We start from the raw sequence: 16,675 nt of genomic DNA, 5'->3' as shown, positions 1-16,675 counted from the left end.
GTGGAAATGGAGGAGGTTTTCGGTCATTTTCTGGCCGCAGCCAATGTTTGGACTAAGTGCATTTCTATTCAGATAGCGATTAGACAAGGGCTAGAACACTGATATGTTCTAGCCCTTCCTTTGTGGTGCGGACAAGGAATTTCAACGTAATCTAGACAATTCTTCAATTCATAAACTGCAGGTCTTTGTTTGAGTAGATTTAATTTGTCAGTGTGTTTTCCTACCATTTTGTTAACTTTATGACGAGAAAGTTCAAGCACTTCCGTTAAGTTAGGTAAACTAATTCTAGATAAAGTACTACCAAAAATTTTATCTTAGATCAGTACTGATATAAATATCAGTTAAGAGAGTTGTAAATGACTCGAGTCATGTTTAATATTAATTTTCTAAGTTGCTATCTCCAAAAGCATAAAAAATTTTCTTCAGTTCTTTGTACTCCATGTTACACTCCCGATTTTATATTCTTCATTTTTATACAGATAATCATACATTATAAATAGAAAAAACGTCATTATTTTATATTTATAATCCTAAAAACTGGTTGTATTTTTGAATAATGGTGATTTTTGAAGTTTAATCGTCATTCTTTGCGATGAAATAGCACTTCTTTACTTTTTATAACTCATACTCAATTACTAAATAGAAAAACTTACATATTAATCATTCAAGACAGAATTAAGTCAGATTGTTTTCCCAATCTTGGATTTACACATAAGTAAATCCTCCAGAACATTATTCCACTACAGTTCGGGAGGATTTTTATATAATATTATCTACGAGTTTTGCCAAATAACTTTTTCATCACTCTTATTATTATTTGTGAAAATCGAACAACATTTTTAGCATATAACTGCCACAACATTGCCACCTCTAGTCATTACTTTTTATTTTGGCTATTCACAATTTTTCTCACTAGTTTAATGACTAAACGTGCAATTCTATTCGCTTGTCTTGAATTCATTTGTGCCATAGTCATCCCTCCAATTAACATATAAATACCCGCTATACATTCACTCAAAAGTGTTTCGAATAATTTAGCGGGTATTTAAAAAACTATTTCTTTTCAAAATAATGATGTTTTTTCAAAAATTTCTCAGCAACCACAGCAGGTTCTTTCTGTTTACCATCGGCTTGATAATTCAACTCTTGCATTTGTTTAGTAGAAACTTTGCCTTGTAATCTTTCAAGCGACTTCTTAATCTCAGGATTTTTTCTTAAAAAATCATTCTTCGCAAGCGGACTTGCATCATACGGAGGGAAAAAGTGTCTATCATCTTTCAGTACTTTCAGCTTATAAGCAGCTATACGCCCATCAGTCGTATATCCTATATCCTAACGCCACATCTAACTTTTTATTTTTCAACGCATCATAAACCAATCCAATCTGCATTGGACGCACTGTTTTAAATTTAAAACCATATGCTTTAGTAAAAGCAGGGTAACCATCACCCGCACGTTTAACCCAAGTAGAATCGGTACCTAAACGCAAATCATCTTTATGCTTCTCTAAATCCGACACTTTTTCTAAATGATACTTTCGTGCTACATCTTGTGTGACCATGAATGCAAAAGTATTTTCAAAACCGTATGTATTAAAGAAAGTTTGATCAAATTTATTCTTGAAACCTTTCTGCACCACATCCATAGCCTTATGCGTATCAGTAATCGGATCATGATTCAACGCACCAACCAAATCCGTTCCTGTATAACGTGTTGCCGAAATTTGAGCATCTCCGCGTTTCAAAGTATTATGTTCAATTGTAGCTGAACCCAAATTGTTAATAATAGACGGTTTTACTTTACCATGTGTATCATGCTCAATTTGCAAACGAATCATATGCGCCATAATTTGAGATTCACTCGTAGCTAATGCTGTTATTTTCACATTTTTACTCGGCCCGCCACCAAGACCAGGCAAATCACAGCCGGATAATACAACTGTACTTAACAGGATAATAATAACTATATTTCTAATTCTATTCATCATTTCCTCCTGAATTATTTTTATTTTAAAAAATAATTTAATGCAGTATCAAACACAATTAATTATAACATAGTATTTAACTGCGAATTAGACATAAAAAAGAAGCAGATACCTTCTCGTACCTACCTCTCCTTCATCACAACCCTCTGACAATATTGTTTTGAATTCGTTAAATCAAGCAACGTTAAATAATCACCATGACCAGCACCTGTGTCAATATTGACTGATTGATCCGTAACTTTTATCTCACCTAAACTGCATCCTTCTCTAAATGTCGGCACATGTCCATGTACCATATATTTTCCAGGATAGTTATGCTGCAAGTCTTTCGTTTTATCATACCCTGTAACCTCTGCTGCCGTTTGTTTTTCTAAAGGAACATCCGCTATGAATCCAGCATGAATAAACAAAAAGTCATCCGTCATATAATATTTATCAAACGACTCTAACAATGAACGCCACTTTAATTTTCCCCAATCCTTTTGGATACGTTGATACGTCACTTTCATTTTATGGTGCATAATAAATTCTGTTTCAGCAATCTCTTCTAACCAACGTAATTCATGATTACCAAACAAGACAACAGCACCATCTTTCTGCAGCTTTTGAATCAGTTCTAAAGTCCCTTCAGAATCCGGTCCGTTGTTCACATAATCACCGCAAAGTACCAATTGATCATTTCCCGGGGAATACTCAGCAGTTTCTAATAATTGTCGCAACGTTTCGCCATGTCCATGTATATCTGAGGCTACAAATAATCTTCCTTCCATCTTTCTAATGCCCCTTTCTGTTCTGCCACACCTGCATCACAATCAAAATCAAAGAAGTAATACCCACTGATAAAAGGGCCATTGCCATACCTTGTGCAGATTCTCCTTGTTCAAATTGACGATAAATATAGGTTGCAGAAGTATCTGTATTCGGCGGTCGCAACATCAATGATCCGACAAGTTCACGCATCGAAATACAAAAGATAAGAATCCATCCCGAAATAATACCTGGAGTAAGCAACGATAATTTAATCGTACGGAATCGCGTCCAACCTGTACTTCCGCTCATTTCAGCAGCTTCCATTAAATTCTTGCTGATTGTCTGATTTACATTTTTGATATTTTGTACCGCATAAGGAATATACAATACTGTATAAGTGATAACTAAAATACCTATCGTATTGTATGCAGGGATCGGATTTACTTTATTATTCCAAAATAGAATCAAACCGATAACCACAATAATGCCAGGAACTGTATTAGGTAATAAGCTGAAGAAATCAATCAAACGTCCCGTCCAACCATTTCGACGTTTCCCTCTCGATTCTGAAGCAAGCACAAACCACAAACCAAGCACACTTGCTATGGTTGCTGCAGCTAATGCCAACATCAAACTATTAGCTAAAGCAATTCCGCCATTACCTGACAATACTTGAATAAAATTATCTAAAGTGATGTTTTGTAATTTCAAACCTTGTGAGAGCTGCTTTACAAACGCATTAACAATAATACTTGCATAAGGCATCACAATCATGAGCAATAAGGCAATCGCAACAATGATATAAAGCAAAACATCCCATTTGTTGCGGGCTTTCTGCATTGTTTTTCGCCCTTTACCACTATCTCCAGCAACCGCTGTACGTGTTTGAAACCATGTCTGAAATGCCCAAACACCCATACTGATACCAAGTAGTAAGGTTGAAAACAAGGCAGCATGCTGAAAATCAATCGGCCAAATAGATGCACTATGATGAATTTCAGATGTCAGCACACGAAAACCAATACGATTCCCCATTGTAATAGGCGTACCAAATTCACCAATTGTTTTCACAAACACAAGCAGTGCACCCATACTGTATCCTGAAACAAACATCGGCAATATCACACGACGAAAGCGATACATAAACGAACCTCCATATACTAATGCTGCTTCTTCTTGAGATTGCTGTACATTCAATAATACTTTTTTCAATACAACATATAAAAACGGTGCCAAATGGCAACTCATAATCAATGCCATACCAAAAAATGAGAAAAATAAAGGTGTCACTTTAGCAGCACCTGGAATCAACTGTTCTAGTAAACCATTATGCTGCATCGTTAACATCCACCCCATTGCACCGATATAAGGCGGTGTCATAAATGGAATCATAATTAAAATATCGAGCCATTGATGTCTGCCTAATGCAGTTTTAACCATAATATAACTCAAAGGCAACGCAATCAATGTCGAAATCACAACAACTGCAATTCCGAGCAGTATCGAATTCCACAATATTTTAATATTGTCTGCTTGCACTAATTGTCCGATATTGTTTAATACCCCTGAATCTGTTGTAGGTGCAAAACCTTTCCATAATATTAAACATAAAGGTATTACAATCAGAAACATTAGAACTACAAGTGCTAAAATGCGGTTGATACGCTGCCACATTAATGTGTGATTTACTTTATTCAGGTTTCCTGCTGAAGTTGGCACACTCTGCAGATCTTTCACCACTTTCAACTCCAATCTAAAAATAAATGAGATGGCGACGCTTCATTTAAAATGAGTCACCGCCACCTCAGATACTATGTTTTTATTTCATTTATCATGTATTTTTATTTAGGTACTTATAGAGAATTGTTTTTACAGATGTTCAAAAAACAAATCTTTACCTATATACATTTTTCTTTTTTTATGACTTCATCATATCCATGAATTTCTTCAATACTTTTTCGCTTTCACTTGATAATGACGGCCAATCATATTTCAACTCTTTAATGTCTTCACGTGCTTTCGTCATTTTATTTTTATGTTCATCTTTATTAGCGGGGATTAAATAATGTGCGTCGACTTGTTTTTGACCTTTATCACTTGTCACATAGTTCATATAATCTTTTGCAGCGTCTTTATGTTTTGCAGATTTTAAAATGAAAGCAGGTCTCAGAGATATTGATGTACCTGATTTCGGATAAGAAATATCAACAGGTTCTCCTTTTTTCTTAGCTTTATAAACCATATAATCCACACCGCCATAAACTGCTTTATTTTCACCTTTAATTACAGTTTCTAATGCCGGTTTATTCGCCCCTGCTAACTTCATACCGTTATTTTTTAATGCTTTATATTCATCCCAAGTTGCTTGACCTTGGTTATGTACCTTAATAGATAATAAGTCTAATGCTGTACCTGATTCAGAAGGATTTGGAATGGCGAGTGCATCTTTATAATCTTTTTTCAATAAGTCTTTTACATCAGTCGGTGCCTTTTTGATTTTGTCTGTATTATAAGAAATCCCTAACGCACTGCCGCTGAAGCCGTACCAATAACCATCTTTATCTTGCCAATCTTTATACAATTTATCTGCGTTTTTAACTTTATAAGGTTCAATCAAGCCTTTTTTCTTATAGTCTAATGCTGCAGGTAAAGAAGCTAATTGCACGACATCGGCTTTCGGGTTATCTTTCTCAGCTTCTAAACGTCCTAAAATCTCTCCCGTTGCCCCTTGGAAAACTTCTACTTTTTTACCAGAGTCTTTTTCGTATTCTTTTACCATATCTTTAACCAGATCATCTGGACCTGCTGTATATAACACTAATTTATCTTTACTGCTAGATGAACCGCTATCAGAAGAAGACTTCTTGTCATCTCCTTCTGGTTTATTTTGACAACCCGCCAAAACCATTACTAATGCCATTAAGATTACACCGAACTGTAATAATCGCTTCATTTAAATATCCTCCATTTTAATTAAATATTCTTGCTTCACTTCAAATTCCAAATTAACTTGGTCACCTTCAGCATAAAATCTTCTATCATAAAACATGATGGTCATATCGTTTATGTATGCTGTGTATTCATAACGTTCACCTGTAAAACTTACTGTCGACACAACTGCATGCTGTCCCTTATGGCTTGTGCAAACATTCTCCGGGCGTAATAACAAGCCGTAATATCCATCATGAATATTTCCTTCTACATCTATAGAAATTGTATTTGCATCTTCTTTATCGTTCACTTTTTCTTTTAATATTGTATCTGAAGTAGTTTTCGGATCTGCCTGATTATCTTTTGAATGTTTATCTTTCTCAGTCTTCTCTGCTAGATTGACTGCTGATACAGCTGATGTGCGTTCTAGTGTTCCTTCATCTGCATCATCTAGTGTATTTTCTTCTTGGATGATAAATCTATTTTCTTTTAATGTCCCTTTTATAAACGTCCCTTTGCCGATAAACCTTGCGACTGCTTCACTTTGCGGTTTAGCATATAGATTTTCTGGTGTGTCGCATTGTTCGATACGCCCTTCTTGCATTACTGCGATTCGGTCTGACATCGTCATAGCTTCATATTGGTCATGTGTAACAAAAATAGCTGTCATGCCATATTGCTTAACAAGTCGTTGAATCAATAAGCGCATATCTTCGCGCAATCCCGCATCTAGTGCTGACAACGGTTCATCCATTAAAACAAGGTCACAACGTGAAATAATTGCACGAGCAAGTGAGACACGTTGTTGCTGTCCGCCGGAGAGTTCATGTATCTTGCGTTTTTCATATCCTTCTAACCGTACTTCTTGCAGTACTTCACGTACACGTTGTTTTAACTGTTTAGTATCCTTTTTTACGCGAAGCGGATAAGCTACATTTTCAAATACTGACATATGCGGCCATAAAGCAAAGTCTTGGAATACCATACCTATATTACGCTTCGATGGTGCCATCATCTGTGTTGTATCTTCATTTGAATAAAACATCTGCTCATCGTTTTCAATCGTTCCGCTATCCGGTTGTTCTAATCCGGCAATCAAACGCAGCAATGTGGTTTTACCGCTGCCAGATGCACCGAGCAATGAAATAAACTCTCCAGTACCCACTTCCAAATTCACATCTTTTATCACGCTTTGATTTCCGAATGACTTTTTTAAATTGCGTATTTCAAGCGCCACTTCCTTCACCTCATTTCATCCTCAACTATAAACAACGGATATTAATGCATATTAAATACAGCGTTAACAAGCCATCAATATTTTCAATGTATTATGTATATCGATATAGATTTTCTCTATTTAGCAATTCTGATTTTTACATAAAGGAGTTTTATTGGCATGAATATTAAACAACTGATGATATTCAAACAATTCGTTGAAGATCAAAATGTAAATGTGGTCGCTGAAAAACTTAATATCACACAGCCGACCGTTACTTTTCATTTGAAGAATTTAAGCGAAACACATCAAGTTCCGCTATATCATAAAAAAGGGAAATTAATTACTTTAACTAAAGCAGGACAGATTTTATATCAGAACAGTTCTAAAATCCTTACTCTAATCGAAGAAACTGAAAGTATATTAGGAGGTTATAAAACCTCTAAAAGAGGCGGTTTAAGAATCGGATCAAGTCACGCACCTATTTATGGTATGTTGCCAGAAGCTTTAAAAACTTTTATGACCGAATATCCAGACATTGATATTTCATTAGAAGTAGATACAGCACCGCAAACTGTAGAAAAGGTGAAAAATCGAGAAGTAGAAATTGGAGTTATTTCTGAGAACGGAATTCGAGAAAGCGAGGTTGAAGTCAAGCGACTGTTTGATGATCCGCTTATGTTAGCAATGGATAAATCACATCCACTTGCACTTTCTGAACATATTTCAATTAAAGATATACAGAGTTATCCGCTTATCATTCACAGCAGTGGGTCAACAAAGGACAGTATTGATGAATGGCAGCATACAAATCTAATACAAATTAATCCAGTCATGCAATCCAATAGTATGAGCAGTTTAATAGAAACAATTCGCAATTCTCACTTCATCAGTTTACTCAGTTCAAGTGCAGTCAATCACCCGGATATTATCGCAAAACCTATTCCGCATTCACCTGCTGAAAGACATATTTCAATCGTTTATAAATCTGATCGAGAGATTAATCCCATTATGCAGAACTTTATCTCAACCCTTTATCAACTGCGTTAGCAAAGCTTTTTCAACCCACCCGACAGTCTAACATCAGACAAACGGAAGGCTAACCTACCAACAATTGTACATACCTAAGAGCATTAACAATCACCTATTATTTCTGAAAATAAAATTAAACAAGGCATGGACAGAAAGCATTTTAATTCAATATCATTTCTGTCCATGCCTTGTTTTTACTTATTAATAATTGTTAAAAATCATATCTGTTTTTAGCTGGTCTATAGTTTCATGAATACCCATTGCGTCTAACTTTTTAATAATTGCTTGCTGTACTGTTTTTGCTTCAGCTTCACTTGAAACTTTTGCAGAAACTTCGACTATATTCTGATTACCGATATCCCAGTTTTCAATCTTCACTTTATTTCCATCAATATTACCTTTATGACGCTCGAAATGAACCGGACCAATCTTTTGTGGACTGCTTATTTTATTTAAAGATGCATCAAATGGTGCTTTGGCACTCCCTTTTAAAGCGTCTAAACTTTGTGCAGCATTCGGTAAAGAAGAACCGCTGTTTGTTTCACTTTCATTTGAAGCACTTAATGTTTGTCCATTCTCTCCATATTCAACTTCATATTCATCTGTATTAAATCCGTCTTTCTTAGCTTGTGCTATAGCTGTATCTGCATCTCCATTTGTAATAGGATAACGCTTTTTATATTGCAATTCAGTTGAATCTTCATCTTCTGATTTGCGCACGCGAAATGTTTCTTTATTTTTATAATTTGTACGATTACTATCGTCTATGTACTGCACATTAAAATCCTCATCTTTGTCTTCAGAACCCAGTTGGTCTAATATCCCATGATCAATATGTCGGTTATCCTTAACAATCTTGTCTGCATCTGCATAAACTTTAACTTCATACTTATCGGCTGCTGCTTCACTTTGTGCATGAGGCATCAACAATAATAACGTACCTATTGCGATACTCCCTTTAATCATTATATTTTTCACTCTTCCTTCACCTCCACTTCATAGAGTAAAGAAAAATTATGAATTTCTATGTCAACTTCTATGAAACCCATTTTAAATAAATAATACTTTTTCAATATAAACATTCAATCGTTTTATATTTAATACCAATTTGATTTTTCCGTAATTATTTGACTATACTTAATTCAAGAAAAATAAAGAGAGGTACATTCTGAATGCAAAACTTTCAAAACGCCGTCGATTTCTTTAAGCAATTGATTCAGGGCAACGTTTCTTATTTATTAATAACTGTAATTGTGATTACTATACTTTTAGCTTCACTTACCAGTGTTGCGGTTAAAAGTGCAGGAAATTCAGATGAAAGCCTAGTTGCTTTCTTTTTTAAGTCATTAGGCGGGGAATTGATAGGTGCAATTATTTTCATTTACTTCTTTACAGCACTTATTACTTTTATTGCTAAAATCCCATTTTTAAATTTACATTCTACAAATCCACTTATTTTAGGACAAGAAGCTATGATTTTTGTAATTACTTTGGAAATACTGATTATACCTAGTCTAGTCTTGCAATTGCTGATTCGGTCTTTAAAACCATATCCATCAGTATTATAAATTTCATATTGGCTTCACTGATTTTTTATGTACTGATTACGCTTGCATCATTTAAGAATGTATTAAATATGCCTTTGTTAATACTTGTCTTGATTTTTATTACTGGATTTGCCAGTTACACAGGCTTTGTATTAATTGATGAAATGGAAAAAAGCAAAAAGAAAACTGAGAATGAGTAAATGATAGGAAGGATAGATACCAATTATGAATATCTGGCATAGCGGTCTTACTTTTATCTAAAAAATATTCACTGGACATGTCTCTATGACTTTATTGGCATTAACATTATTGATGATGTTGTTATATACTATATTAGAAGCTTATATAATTAGAAGCTTATATACTGACTGCTTATAAGAAGTCATCACCTTCTTTTATCAATTCTTTTTTCACTACTTTAGGCGAAGAATTTATTTTTGTATTTGTCTTTTTATGCATAACTTTCGCATCATTCAGAGTCATTGAAAATTTTTCTTTCTTCTCGTTACATACACATAACGTTATCACCCTGGGTATGACGTTGCTTGTACTTTTAATAGTGATAGAAATTATTTTAATTCCCGGACTGATCGTCGCAATTACCGGATCAAGTATGAAACTATATATAATTGCATTAGTTCAATTCGGAATAGCCTATGCTTTGTTTATTCCACTTATATCAGCTTTCAGTATTACAAACCCATTCAATAACGCACCCACCGTTACAGCTCTAATCATCTGTACTTGGATTGCATCATTCTTCAGTTTCAACATGAAGAGCGAACTCTATGTAGGAAAAAAAGAAGAACAGTTAACTTAATAAAAGAAGAATTCACCCCTTTTTACTACCATCAAGATTAAGTCTATGCTATTCTATCGTAATGGCATATTGGAGAAACGGCCATAGTTGTTTGTGGCAGTTAAAAAAATTAATTAGTAAACAACGCTATAGTGTCTACGGAAGGTCGACACTTGTACTAACTGGCATAGACCTGTCTGTCGTTTGGCGTCTGGGCGCAAACGTAAAAATCAAATGCTCAGTTAATCCTGTTAGTAGGACAATATGTCATTAGTAAGTGCTGATCTATTTCAGGTCAGTGCTTATTTTTTATCCCTTTAACTTTGAATAAATCAATAAGTGTGTTAATCTATCGTATTGGCATATTGCTGTTGACAGCCTCAGTTGTTCGAGGCGGTCGGTAAATATAATTAGTGGACAACGTTGCAGTGTTTGCGGAAGATCGGCACTGAACTAACCAACACAGGTCTGTCCATCGTTTGTCGACTCGGCGCGAACGTTAAAATTCAAATACCTGAGATATCCTTGTTAGTAGGACAATATGCCATGAATGAGTGCTGATCTATTTCAAATCAGCGCTTATTTTTTGTACTATTAAATAATTCATTATAAATAAACTTTTGATATATCAACTAATTTGACATGTCAACAATTTATGATAGTATCTAAAGGCGGAAGTAATTTTTCCACACTGTTGTATTATTCACATAGCAACCATTTCGTGGTTGCTTTTTTAAGTTCCCACTGATGATATAAATAATTATTCATATAAATAAAGAAAGGCAGAGTTAACCATGAAAATTAAATACATACTGTTGCTTGTTATGACTACAGTACTTTTAGCGGGTTGTAATTACTCAAAACCTGAAAATAGAACGGGTTTCTTCTATAACACATTCGCTAAACCGATGGATCACCTATTACATTGGCTAGGAAATAACTTAGGCCACGATTATGGTCTTGCAATTATCATTATTGTATTGGCTATCCGTTTAGTCATGTTGCCATTTATGTTGAGCCAAACTAAAAACGGCCAAATGATGCGTAAAGTAATGGATTTTGCGAAACCTGAAATGAATGCGGTTCAAGAAAAAGTTAAACGTGCACGTACACAAGAAGAAAAAATGGCCGCTAACCAAGAAATGATGGAAGTTTATAAGAAATATGAATTAAATCCGATGAAGAGCATGTTAGGTTGCTTGCCTATTTTAATTCAAATGCCTATCTTATTCGGTTTATATGTTTCTCTTAAATGGCCTTCACATGGCGGTATTACAGCACATCCTAATTTCTTATGGTTCGATTTAACAAAACCTGATATTTTAATTACAATAATTGCCGGTGTACTTTACTTCTTACAATCTCTTGTAAGTTTAGAAAATATGCCTAAAGAACAAAGACAAATGGGTTATATGATGATGATTATTTCTCCTATTTTCATTATCTATATCTCTTACACTTCTGCTTCAGCACTTGGTCTTTATTGGTCAGTATCAGCTATCTTCATGATTGTTCAAACATTTGTGGCTAACAGATACTACGCAAAATACGCTGATCAAGAAGTAGCAAGATTGAAAGCAAAAATGAACAAAGATTCAGGCGAAGATAAAAAGCCTAAGAATACACAAGTTGTTTCTAAAAAGAAAAAGAAAAAATAATTCAGTAAAAAACAGCCTAGCAGCGCGTTTAACGTTGCTAGGCTGTTCTTATATTATTTTCTAATCAAAGCAATAACACCTGCGACTAAAATTAAAATACCGGATAAAATACCGAATCCGCCCATTAAAATAAAATTCAACAAACCGCCGATGATTAAGATAACGCCCATCGCAATACGATTTTTATTAATGATACAACTAATCACTATCGTTACAATACAAACAAAAATAACTCCGATTGCTTGACCAAATATCGACCCGCCATCTGCTTCACCGAGACTAGAACTAATACCGCCAAGCAACAAACCAAAAATGCCGGCGATAATACCGAATACACTACCCATAATGCCAAGTACCATCTCAGCAACTCTGTTTGTTGGTCTTGCATCGTCTCGATAATCATATCTCGGTTGTCGATTATCATGATAACGTCTATCTTCGTGATTTTCGTATCTCGGTTCACGTCTGTCTGTATATCTGTCATCTTGATAATTTCCATTTCTAGACTCTCGTCGGTCATCGTGTCTTGTGTGTTCTTGACGGTTATCCCTTGAATCATAGCTTTCATTATTTCTTTCATCATGATTGTTATACCTTGGTTCACGTCGATCTACAGAACTGCCATCTTCAACATTTCTATAGTCAGATTCTTGTTTGGCATCGTGTTCAGTTTCTTCATGATTTTCATTTTTTGGTATTTGCCTGTCATCAATTGTTCCATTGTCATAATCATCATTTCGCTTATCTTGGTTTCTGTTATTTCGCTGTTCGTCCATAGTACCCCTGCTTTCATTTTAATTTTAACTTTAGGCAAGTTGCTTAAAATTTCTATTCAGATACCCTGAACACAAACAGATTAACCCATTATTCTTCAGTCATTGATGCTTCTTTATCTAACTGTTTTTGTTGTTCAGCTTCTTGTCGAGCCAATTCTTGTTCTTGTTTTTCTGCCGCAGCTGCTTCACGCGCTTCTTGTTCTTCTATACGTTTCTGTTCTGCTTCGTAAGCTTTCTGATCAGCGGCTTCTTGTTTTTGACGCTGTGCTTCTTCACGAGCATAAGCTTCATCTTGACGTTTCATTTCAGCATCAAACTCTTTATCCAAACGGTCTTGTTCTTTTTGCCACTCAGCTTCTTCTTGATCTAATTGTTTTTGATACTCTTTTTCATACTCTGCTCCGAGTTCTTCATATAACTTTTCAACACGTGCAGCTAAGTCATTATATTCTTTGTTCGTGACACCACGTGTAACATGGTTCATCTTTTCTCCATCAGTCAATGCATTGTATTCATCTACTAACGCATTATATTCATCAGCTGTATATGGATAATCTTTGCTGTCACTGTCACTATCATCATCTTTAGAACTGCTCGTCTTAGTTACCTCAGTTTCATCACTACCCCCATTACCTTCTTTAATCATGGCTTTAGAGATATTCCATTTAGCCTTCACATTCTTCAAGTTGAAATTAGTATCCATTTCTAAAGTGTAAAAATTAGACTCCGGTACGTCATAAATCAATGTCCCAGTGGCTGTATTGCCTTGATTTAATTGATGAGAGAACATACCATCCGTGCCGTCTCCGCCATACCATTCAGGATAATTCTCTCCACGTACTTTCATAGAAAATGCACTGCTATCAACTAATACTTGATCTTTGTTGTTGTTTTTGAATTTTAAATAGACTTTTAATACTTTACCGTTTTCTGGCGCACTGTATTCATCGTAATCATTCACATATTCTGCTTTCATGACTTTAATATCTACGCCGTCAGCAGTTACTGTTTGGCCTACACGGAACAATTTCATTTTGTCCGTTGCTTCGCCTCTTTCTTCATCAGCTTCTGCCTTTTCTTCAGATTTGTTGCTGCTACAAGCAGATAATAAAAATAAAACACTTACCATTAAAAATAATAATCTCTTCACTTGTTTTTCTCCACCCTATTTTTATTTGCAAAACTAACAAATAAATTATGGCTTGTGCCACCAAATTATTTATATATGCTTATCTTATAATATTTTTAACGGAAATCAAGACTTTTTCAACTTTTCGTGAAGATATTGTTAAACAACACTAAATACTGATCTGATGAATTATAATTCAATGTGCAAAGATTCATATTTTTAACATTATCTCAGTCCTCACAAAGTTTTCATAATTTTCACGATTATTCTTTTTTAAAGAGGAAATAATTATAACGGTGCACATTAAAAAATATAAATTTTCCCTTAAACCAAATATTTACATTTGTAAACAACTAAATAAACTCTGTAACTATATTGTCAATTTTATTGAAAAAAGCAAATAAATAATTATAAATGCTATTGACGAAACCAATAGAAAGCGTTTACAATAAATGTGAAATCAATCACAAAGAGGAGTTGTATGTATAATGCAAAACTTAAGAAACAGAAATTTCCTAACATTATTAGATTTTTCACAGAAAGAAGTTGAATTTTTACTCAACCTTTCAGAAGACTTGAAAAGAGCGAAATACGCAGGTATTGAGCAGCCGACGATGAAAGGAAAAAACATTGCATTAATTTTTGAAAAAGACTCAACTCGTACTCGTTGCGCATTTGAAGTTGCCGCTTATGACCAAGGTGCTCACGTAACTTATCTTGGACCTACAGGCAGCCAAATGGGCAAAAAAGAAACAGCAGCAGATACAGCACGCGTTTTAGGCGGCATGTATGACGGTATCGAATACCGCGGATTCTCTCAACGTACTGTTGAAACATTGGCGAAAGAATCAGGCGTTCCAGTATGGAACGGTTTAACAGATGAAGATCACCCTACGCAAGTATTGGCTGACTTTTTGACTGCTAAAGAAACATTGAAAAAACCTTATCACGAAATCAACTTCACATATGTTGGAGACGGACGCAACAACGTTGCGAACGCATTAATGGCAGGTGCTGCAATTATGGGTATGCGTTTCCACCTTGTATGTCCGAAAGAATTGAATCCGACAGATGAATTATTGAGCCGTTGCAGAGAATTGGCTGAAGAAAACGGCGGCGAAATCTTAGTGACAGATGATATCGATAAAGGTGTGAAAGGTTCAGACGTACTTTACACAGACGTTTGGGTATCTATGGGCGAACCTGACGATGTTTGGAAAGAACGTATCGAATTATTGAAACCTTACCAAGTTAACCAAGAAATGATCGAAAAAACAGGCAACCCACGTGTCATCTTCGAACACTGCTTGCCATCATTCCACAACACTGATACTAAAATCGGTAAAGAAATTTATGACAAATACGGCTTGAAAGAAATGGAAGTTACAGACGAAGTCTTCGAAGGCAAACACTCTGTCGTATTCCAAGAAGCTGAAAACCGTATGCACACTATCAAAGCAGTAATGGTCGCTACTTTAGGCGATATTGGATAAGGGAGGACAAATAGAATGGCTAAAATCGTAGTAGCATTAGGCGGTAACGCATTAGGCAATTCCCCAGAAGAACAATTGAAACTTGTTGAAAATACAGCAAAATCATTAATCGCATTAGTTCAAAAAGGAAACGAAGTAGTCATCAGCCACGGTAACGGTCCACAAGTCGGCAGTATCAACTTAGGATTGAACTACGCTGCTGAACACGAACAAGGCCCGCCATTCCCATTCCCAGAATGTGGTGCAATGAGCCAAGCTTATATCGGTTATCAACTACAACAAAGTTTGCAAAATGAATTGCATAACCTAGGTATTGAAAAACCAGTAGTAACATTAGTTACACAAACAGTTGTAGATAGAGATGACGAAGCATTTTCTAATCCAACAAAACCAATTGGTATGTTCTATGACAAAGAACTAGCAGATACAATTGCTAAAGAACGTCATTATACTTTCGTAGAAGATTCAGGACGCGGCTATCGTCGTGTAGTACCTTCTCCACAACCAATTGAAATCGTTGAATTACCAAGTATCGAGACTTTAATCAATGCCGGCAACTTAGTTATTTCTGCTGGTGGTGGCGGTATCCCAGTCGTTAAAGATGACAACGGAGACTTACATGGTGTAGATGCTGTTATCGATAAAGACAAATCAAGTGCATTACTTGGTGCAGAATTGAAATCCGATCAATTGATTATCTTAACTGCAGTAGATTATATCTATATCAACTTCGGCAAAGATAACCAAGAACAATTAAAAGATGTCACAGTCGATGAAATGAAGAAATACATTGATGAAGGTCAATTTGCTAAAGGCAGCATGTTACCTAAAGTAGAAGCTTCAATCCAATTCATCGAAAACAATCCTAAAGGCGAAGTGATCATCACTTCATTAGATAAGTTAGATGACGCGTTAGAAGGAAAAGTAGGTACTGTGATTAAAAAATAAAACATAGGGAATTGACATGAAAAGCTTAAAAGTGCGGCTCGTTAAAACATTATCACGCATAATGCCTGAAATCAGATGATTGAGAACACTTTAAACATCAGAAATGTCTTGAACCTGCCTCATCTTAGAATCCGCATATTACAACTTCATTTTAATTAACAAGTGCCTGAACATGATTGAACAAATACATCCTTGTTACATCCTGTTCGGGCCTTTTTATAAATAAGGCCGTGCTCTAGTGCTTAGGTTATGGTATGAAACGTAGTGCTTTACCGCAAGAGCTGCACGTTGATTGTTCTTAAGTACTGCATGGTCTTCATTTTTAATAATTTGCATTCAAGCTCTATAACAAATCTGGTGAACAGAATTTAGCTGTAATTACAACGCACTATATTCTGAAAAAAATTTTGCG

General features: G+C 35.2%; 13 protein-coding genes and 1 pseudogene. 6 read left to right on the top strand and 8 right to left on the bottom strand.

Annotated features, from left to right (window positions below; all coding sequences use genetic code 11):
* Positions 1-1,053 precede the first annotated feature (1,053 nt).
* From DYE31_RS01175 to DYE31_RS01155, 5 genes and pseudogenes are all read right to left on the bottom strand, one after another.
* Positions 1,054-1,984: pseudogene (locus DYE31_RS01175) on the bottom strand (osmoprotectant ABC transporter substrate-binding protein).
* A gap of 122 nt (positions 1,985-2,106) precedes the next feature.
* Positions 2,107-2,754, bottom strand: a complete 648-nt coding sequence (locus tag DYE31_RS01170) for a metallophosphoesterase (protein WP_015901478.1) — start codon at positions 2,752-2,754, stop codon at positions 2,107-2,109.
* A gap of 4 nt (positions 2,755-2,758) precedes the next feature.
* On the bottom strand, positions 2,759-4,408 hold the full coding sequence (locus DYE31_RS01165) for an ABC transporter permease (protein WP_041613165.1): 1,650 nt from the start codon (positions 4,406-4,408) through the stop codon (positions 2,759-2,761).
* A 244-nt stretch (positions 4,409-4,652) separates the two neighbouring features.
* Entirely contained in the window at positions 4,653-5,687 is a 1,035-nt protein-coding gene (locus DYE31_RS01160) for an extracellular solute-binding protein (protein ID WP_015901480.1), read from the bottom strand.
* A complete protein-coding gene (locus tag DYE31_RS01155) occupies positions 5,688-6,902 on the bottom strand; it encodes an ABC transporter ATP-binding protein (RefSeq protein WP_050731420.1) in 1,215 nt (404 codons plus the stop codon). It abuts the gene before it with no gap.
* A 159-nt stretch (positions 6,903-7,061) separates the two neighbouring features.
* Between DYE31_RS01155 and DYE31_RS01150 the strand changes: the two genes are divergently transcribed.
* Positions 7,062-7,931, top strand: a complete 870-nt coding sequence (locus DYE31_RS01150) for a LysR family transcriptional regulator (protein WP_015901482.1) — start codon at positions 7,062-7,064, stop codon at positions 7,929-7,931.
* Between the two features lie 183 nt (positions 7,932-8,114).
* On the opposite strand, the gene DYE31_RS01145 is transcribed toward DYE31_RS01150, so the two are convergent.
* Entirely contained in the window at positions 8,115-8,891 is a 777-nt protein-coding gene (locus tag DYE31_RS01145) for a CYTH domain-containing protein (RefSeq protein WP_041613046.1), read from the bottom strand.
* A gap of 194 nt (positions 8,892-9,085) precedes the next feature.
* Between DYE31_RS01145 and DYE31_RS01140 the strand changes: the two genes are divergently transcribed.
* The 3 genes from DYE31_RS01140 (at position 9,086) to yidC (ending at position 11,917) form a co-directional block, all read left to right on the top strand.
* Complete coding sequence (locus DYE31_RS01140) at positions 9,086-9,481, top strand: hypothetical protein (RefSeq protein WP_015901484.1); 396 nt, start codon at positions 9,086-9,088, stop codon at positions 9,479-9,481.
* Between the two features lie 592 nt (positions 9,482-10,073).
* Positions 10,074-10,280: a hypothetical protein gene (locus DYE31_RS12625; protein ID WP_142382748.1), complete on the top strand. Its 207-nt coding sequence runs from the start codon at positions 10,074-10,076 to the stop codon at positions 10,278-10,280.
* 773 nt (positions 10,281-11,053) lie between these two features.
* On the top strand, positions 11,054-11,917 hold the full coding sequence (gene yidC / locus DYE31_RS01135) for a membrane protein insertase YidC (protein WP_015901487.1): 864 nt from the start codon (positions 11,054-11,056) through the stop codon (positions 11,915-11,917).
* A 53-nt stretch (positions 11,918-11,970) separates the two neighbouring features.
* On the opposite strand, the gene DYE31_RS12975 is transcribed toward yidC, so the two are convergent.
* Positions 11,971-12,693 (bottom strand): DUF4064 domain-containing protein, encoded by a 723-nt coding sequence (locus DYE31_RS12975; protein WP_307725051.1) that lies wholly within the window; start codon positions 12,691-12,693, stop codon positions 11,971-11,973.
* Positions 12,694-12,781: 88 nt separating this feature from the next.
* Positions 12,782-13,843, bottom strand: coding sequence for a DUF4352 domain-containing protein (locus tag DYE31_RS01125; RefSeq protein ID WP_015901489.1), 1,062 nt, complete (start codon positions 13,841-13,843; stop codon positions 12,782-12,784).
* 467 nt (positions 13,844-14,310) lie between these two features.
* Here DYE31_RS01125 and argF point away from each other — a divergent pair, with 467 nt between their 5' ends.
* Together argF and arcC are read left to right on the top strand one after the other, a co-directional pair.
* A complete protein-coding gene (gene argF, locus DYE31_RS01120; RefSeq protein ID WP_012664052.1) occupies positions 14,311-15,315 on the top strand; it encodes an ornithine carbamoyltransferase in 1,005 nt (334 codons plus the stop codon).
* A 15-nt stretch (positions 15,316-15,330) separates the two neighbouring features.
* On the top strand, positions 15,331-16,263 hold the full coding sequence (arcC, locus tag DYE31_RS01115; RefSeq protein WP_015901490.1) for a carbamate kinase: 933 nt from the start codon (positions 15,331-15,333) through the stop codon (positions 16,261-16,263).
* Positions 16,264-16,675: the final 412 nt, after the last annotated feature.

The organism is Staphylococcus carnosus (assembly GCF_900458435.1).
In the GTDB taxonomy this organism is placed as follows: domain Bacteria; phylum Bacillota; class Bacilli; order Staphylococcales; family Staphylococcaceae; genus Staphylococcus; species Staphylococcus carnosus.
The sequence above is the reverse complement of the archived record's forward strand: the minus strand, read 5'-3'. Positions and strand labels throughout refer to the sequence as shown.

Bases quoted from the DNA above. Each gene is read 5' to 3' on its own strand.
- arcC (WP_015901490.1), top strand. From the start codon at position 15,331: ATGGCTAAAATCGTAGTAGCATTAGGCGGTAACGCATTAGGCAATTCC.
- DYE31_RS01170 (WP_015901478.1), bottom strand. From the start codon at position 2,754: ATGGAAGGAAGATTATTTGTAGCCTCAGATATACATGGACATGGCGAA.
- DYE31_RS01150 (WP_015901482.1), top strand. From the start codon at position 7,062: ATGAATATTAAACAACTGATGATATTCAAACAATTCGTTGAAGATCAA.
- DYE31_RS12975 (WP_307725051.1), bottom strand. From the start codon at position 12,693: ATGGACGAACAGCGAAATAACAGAAACCAAGATAAGCGAAATGATGAT.
- DYE31_RS12625 (WP_142382748.1), top strand. From the start codon at position 10,074: ATGAAACTATATATAATTGCATTAGTTCAATTCGGAATAGCCTATGCT.
- DYE31_RS01140 (WP_015901484.1), top strand. From the start codon at position 9,086: ATGCAAAACTTTCAAAACGCCGTCGATTTCTTTAAGCAATTGATTCAG.
- yidC (WP_015901487.1), top strand. From the start codon at position 11,054: ATGAAAATTAAATACATACTGTTGCTTGTTATGACTACAGTACTTTTA.
- argF (WP_012664052.1), top strand. From the start codon at position 14,311: ATGCAAAACTTAAGAAACAGAAATTTCCTAACATTATTAGATTTTTCA.
- DYE31_RS01165 (WP_041613165.1), bottom strand. From the start codon at position 4,408: ATGTGGCAGCGTATCAACCGCATTTTAGCACTTGTAGTTCTAATGTTT.
- DYE31_RS01160 (WP_015901480.1), bottom strand. From the start codon at position 5,687: ATGAAGCGATTATTACAGTTCGGTGTAATCTTAATGGCATTAGTAATG.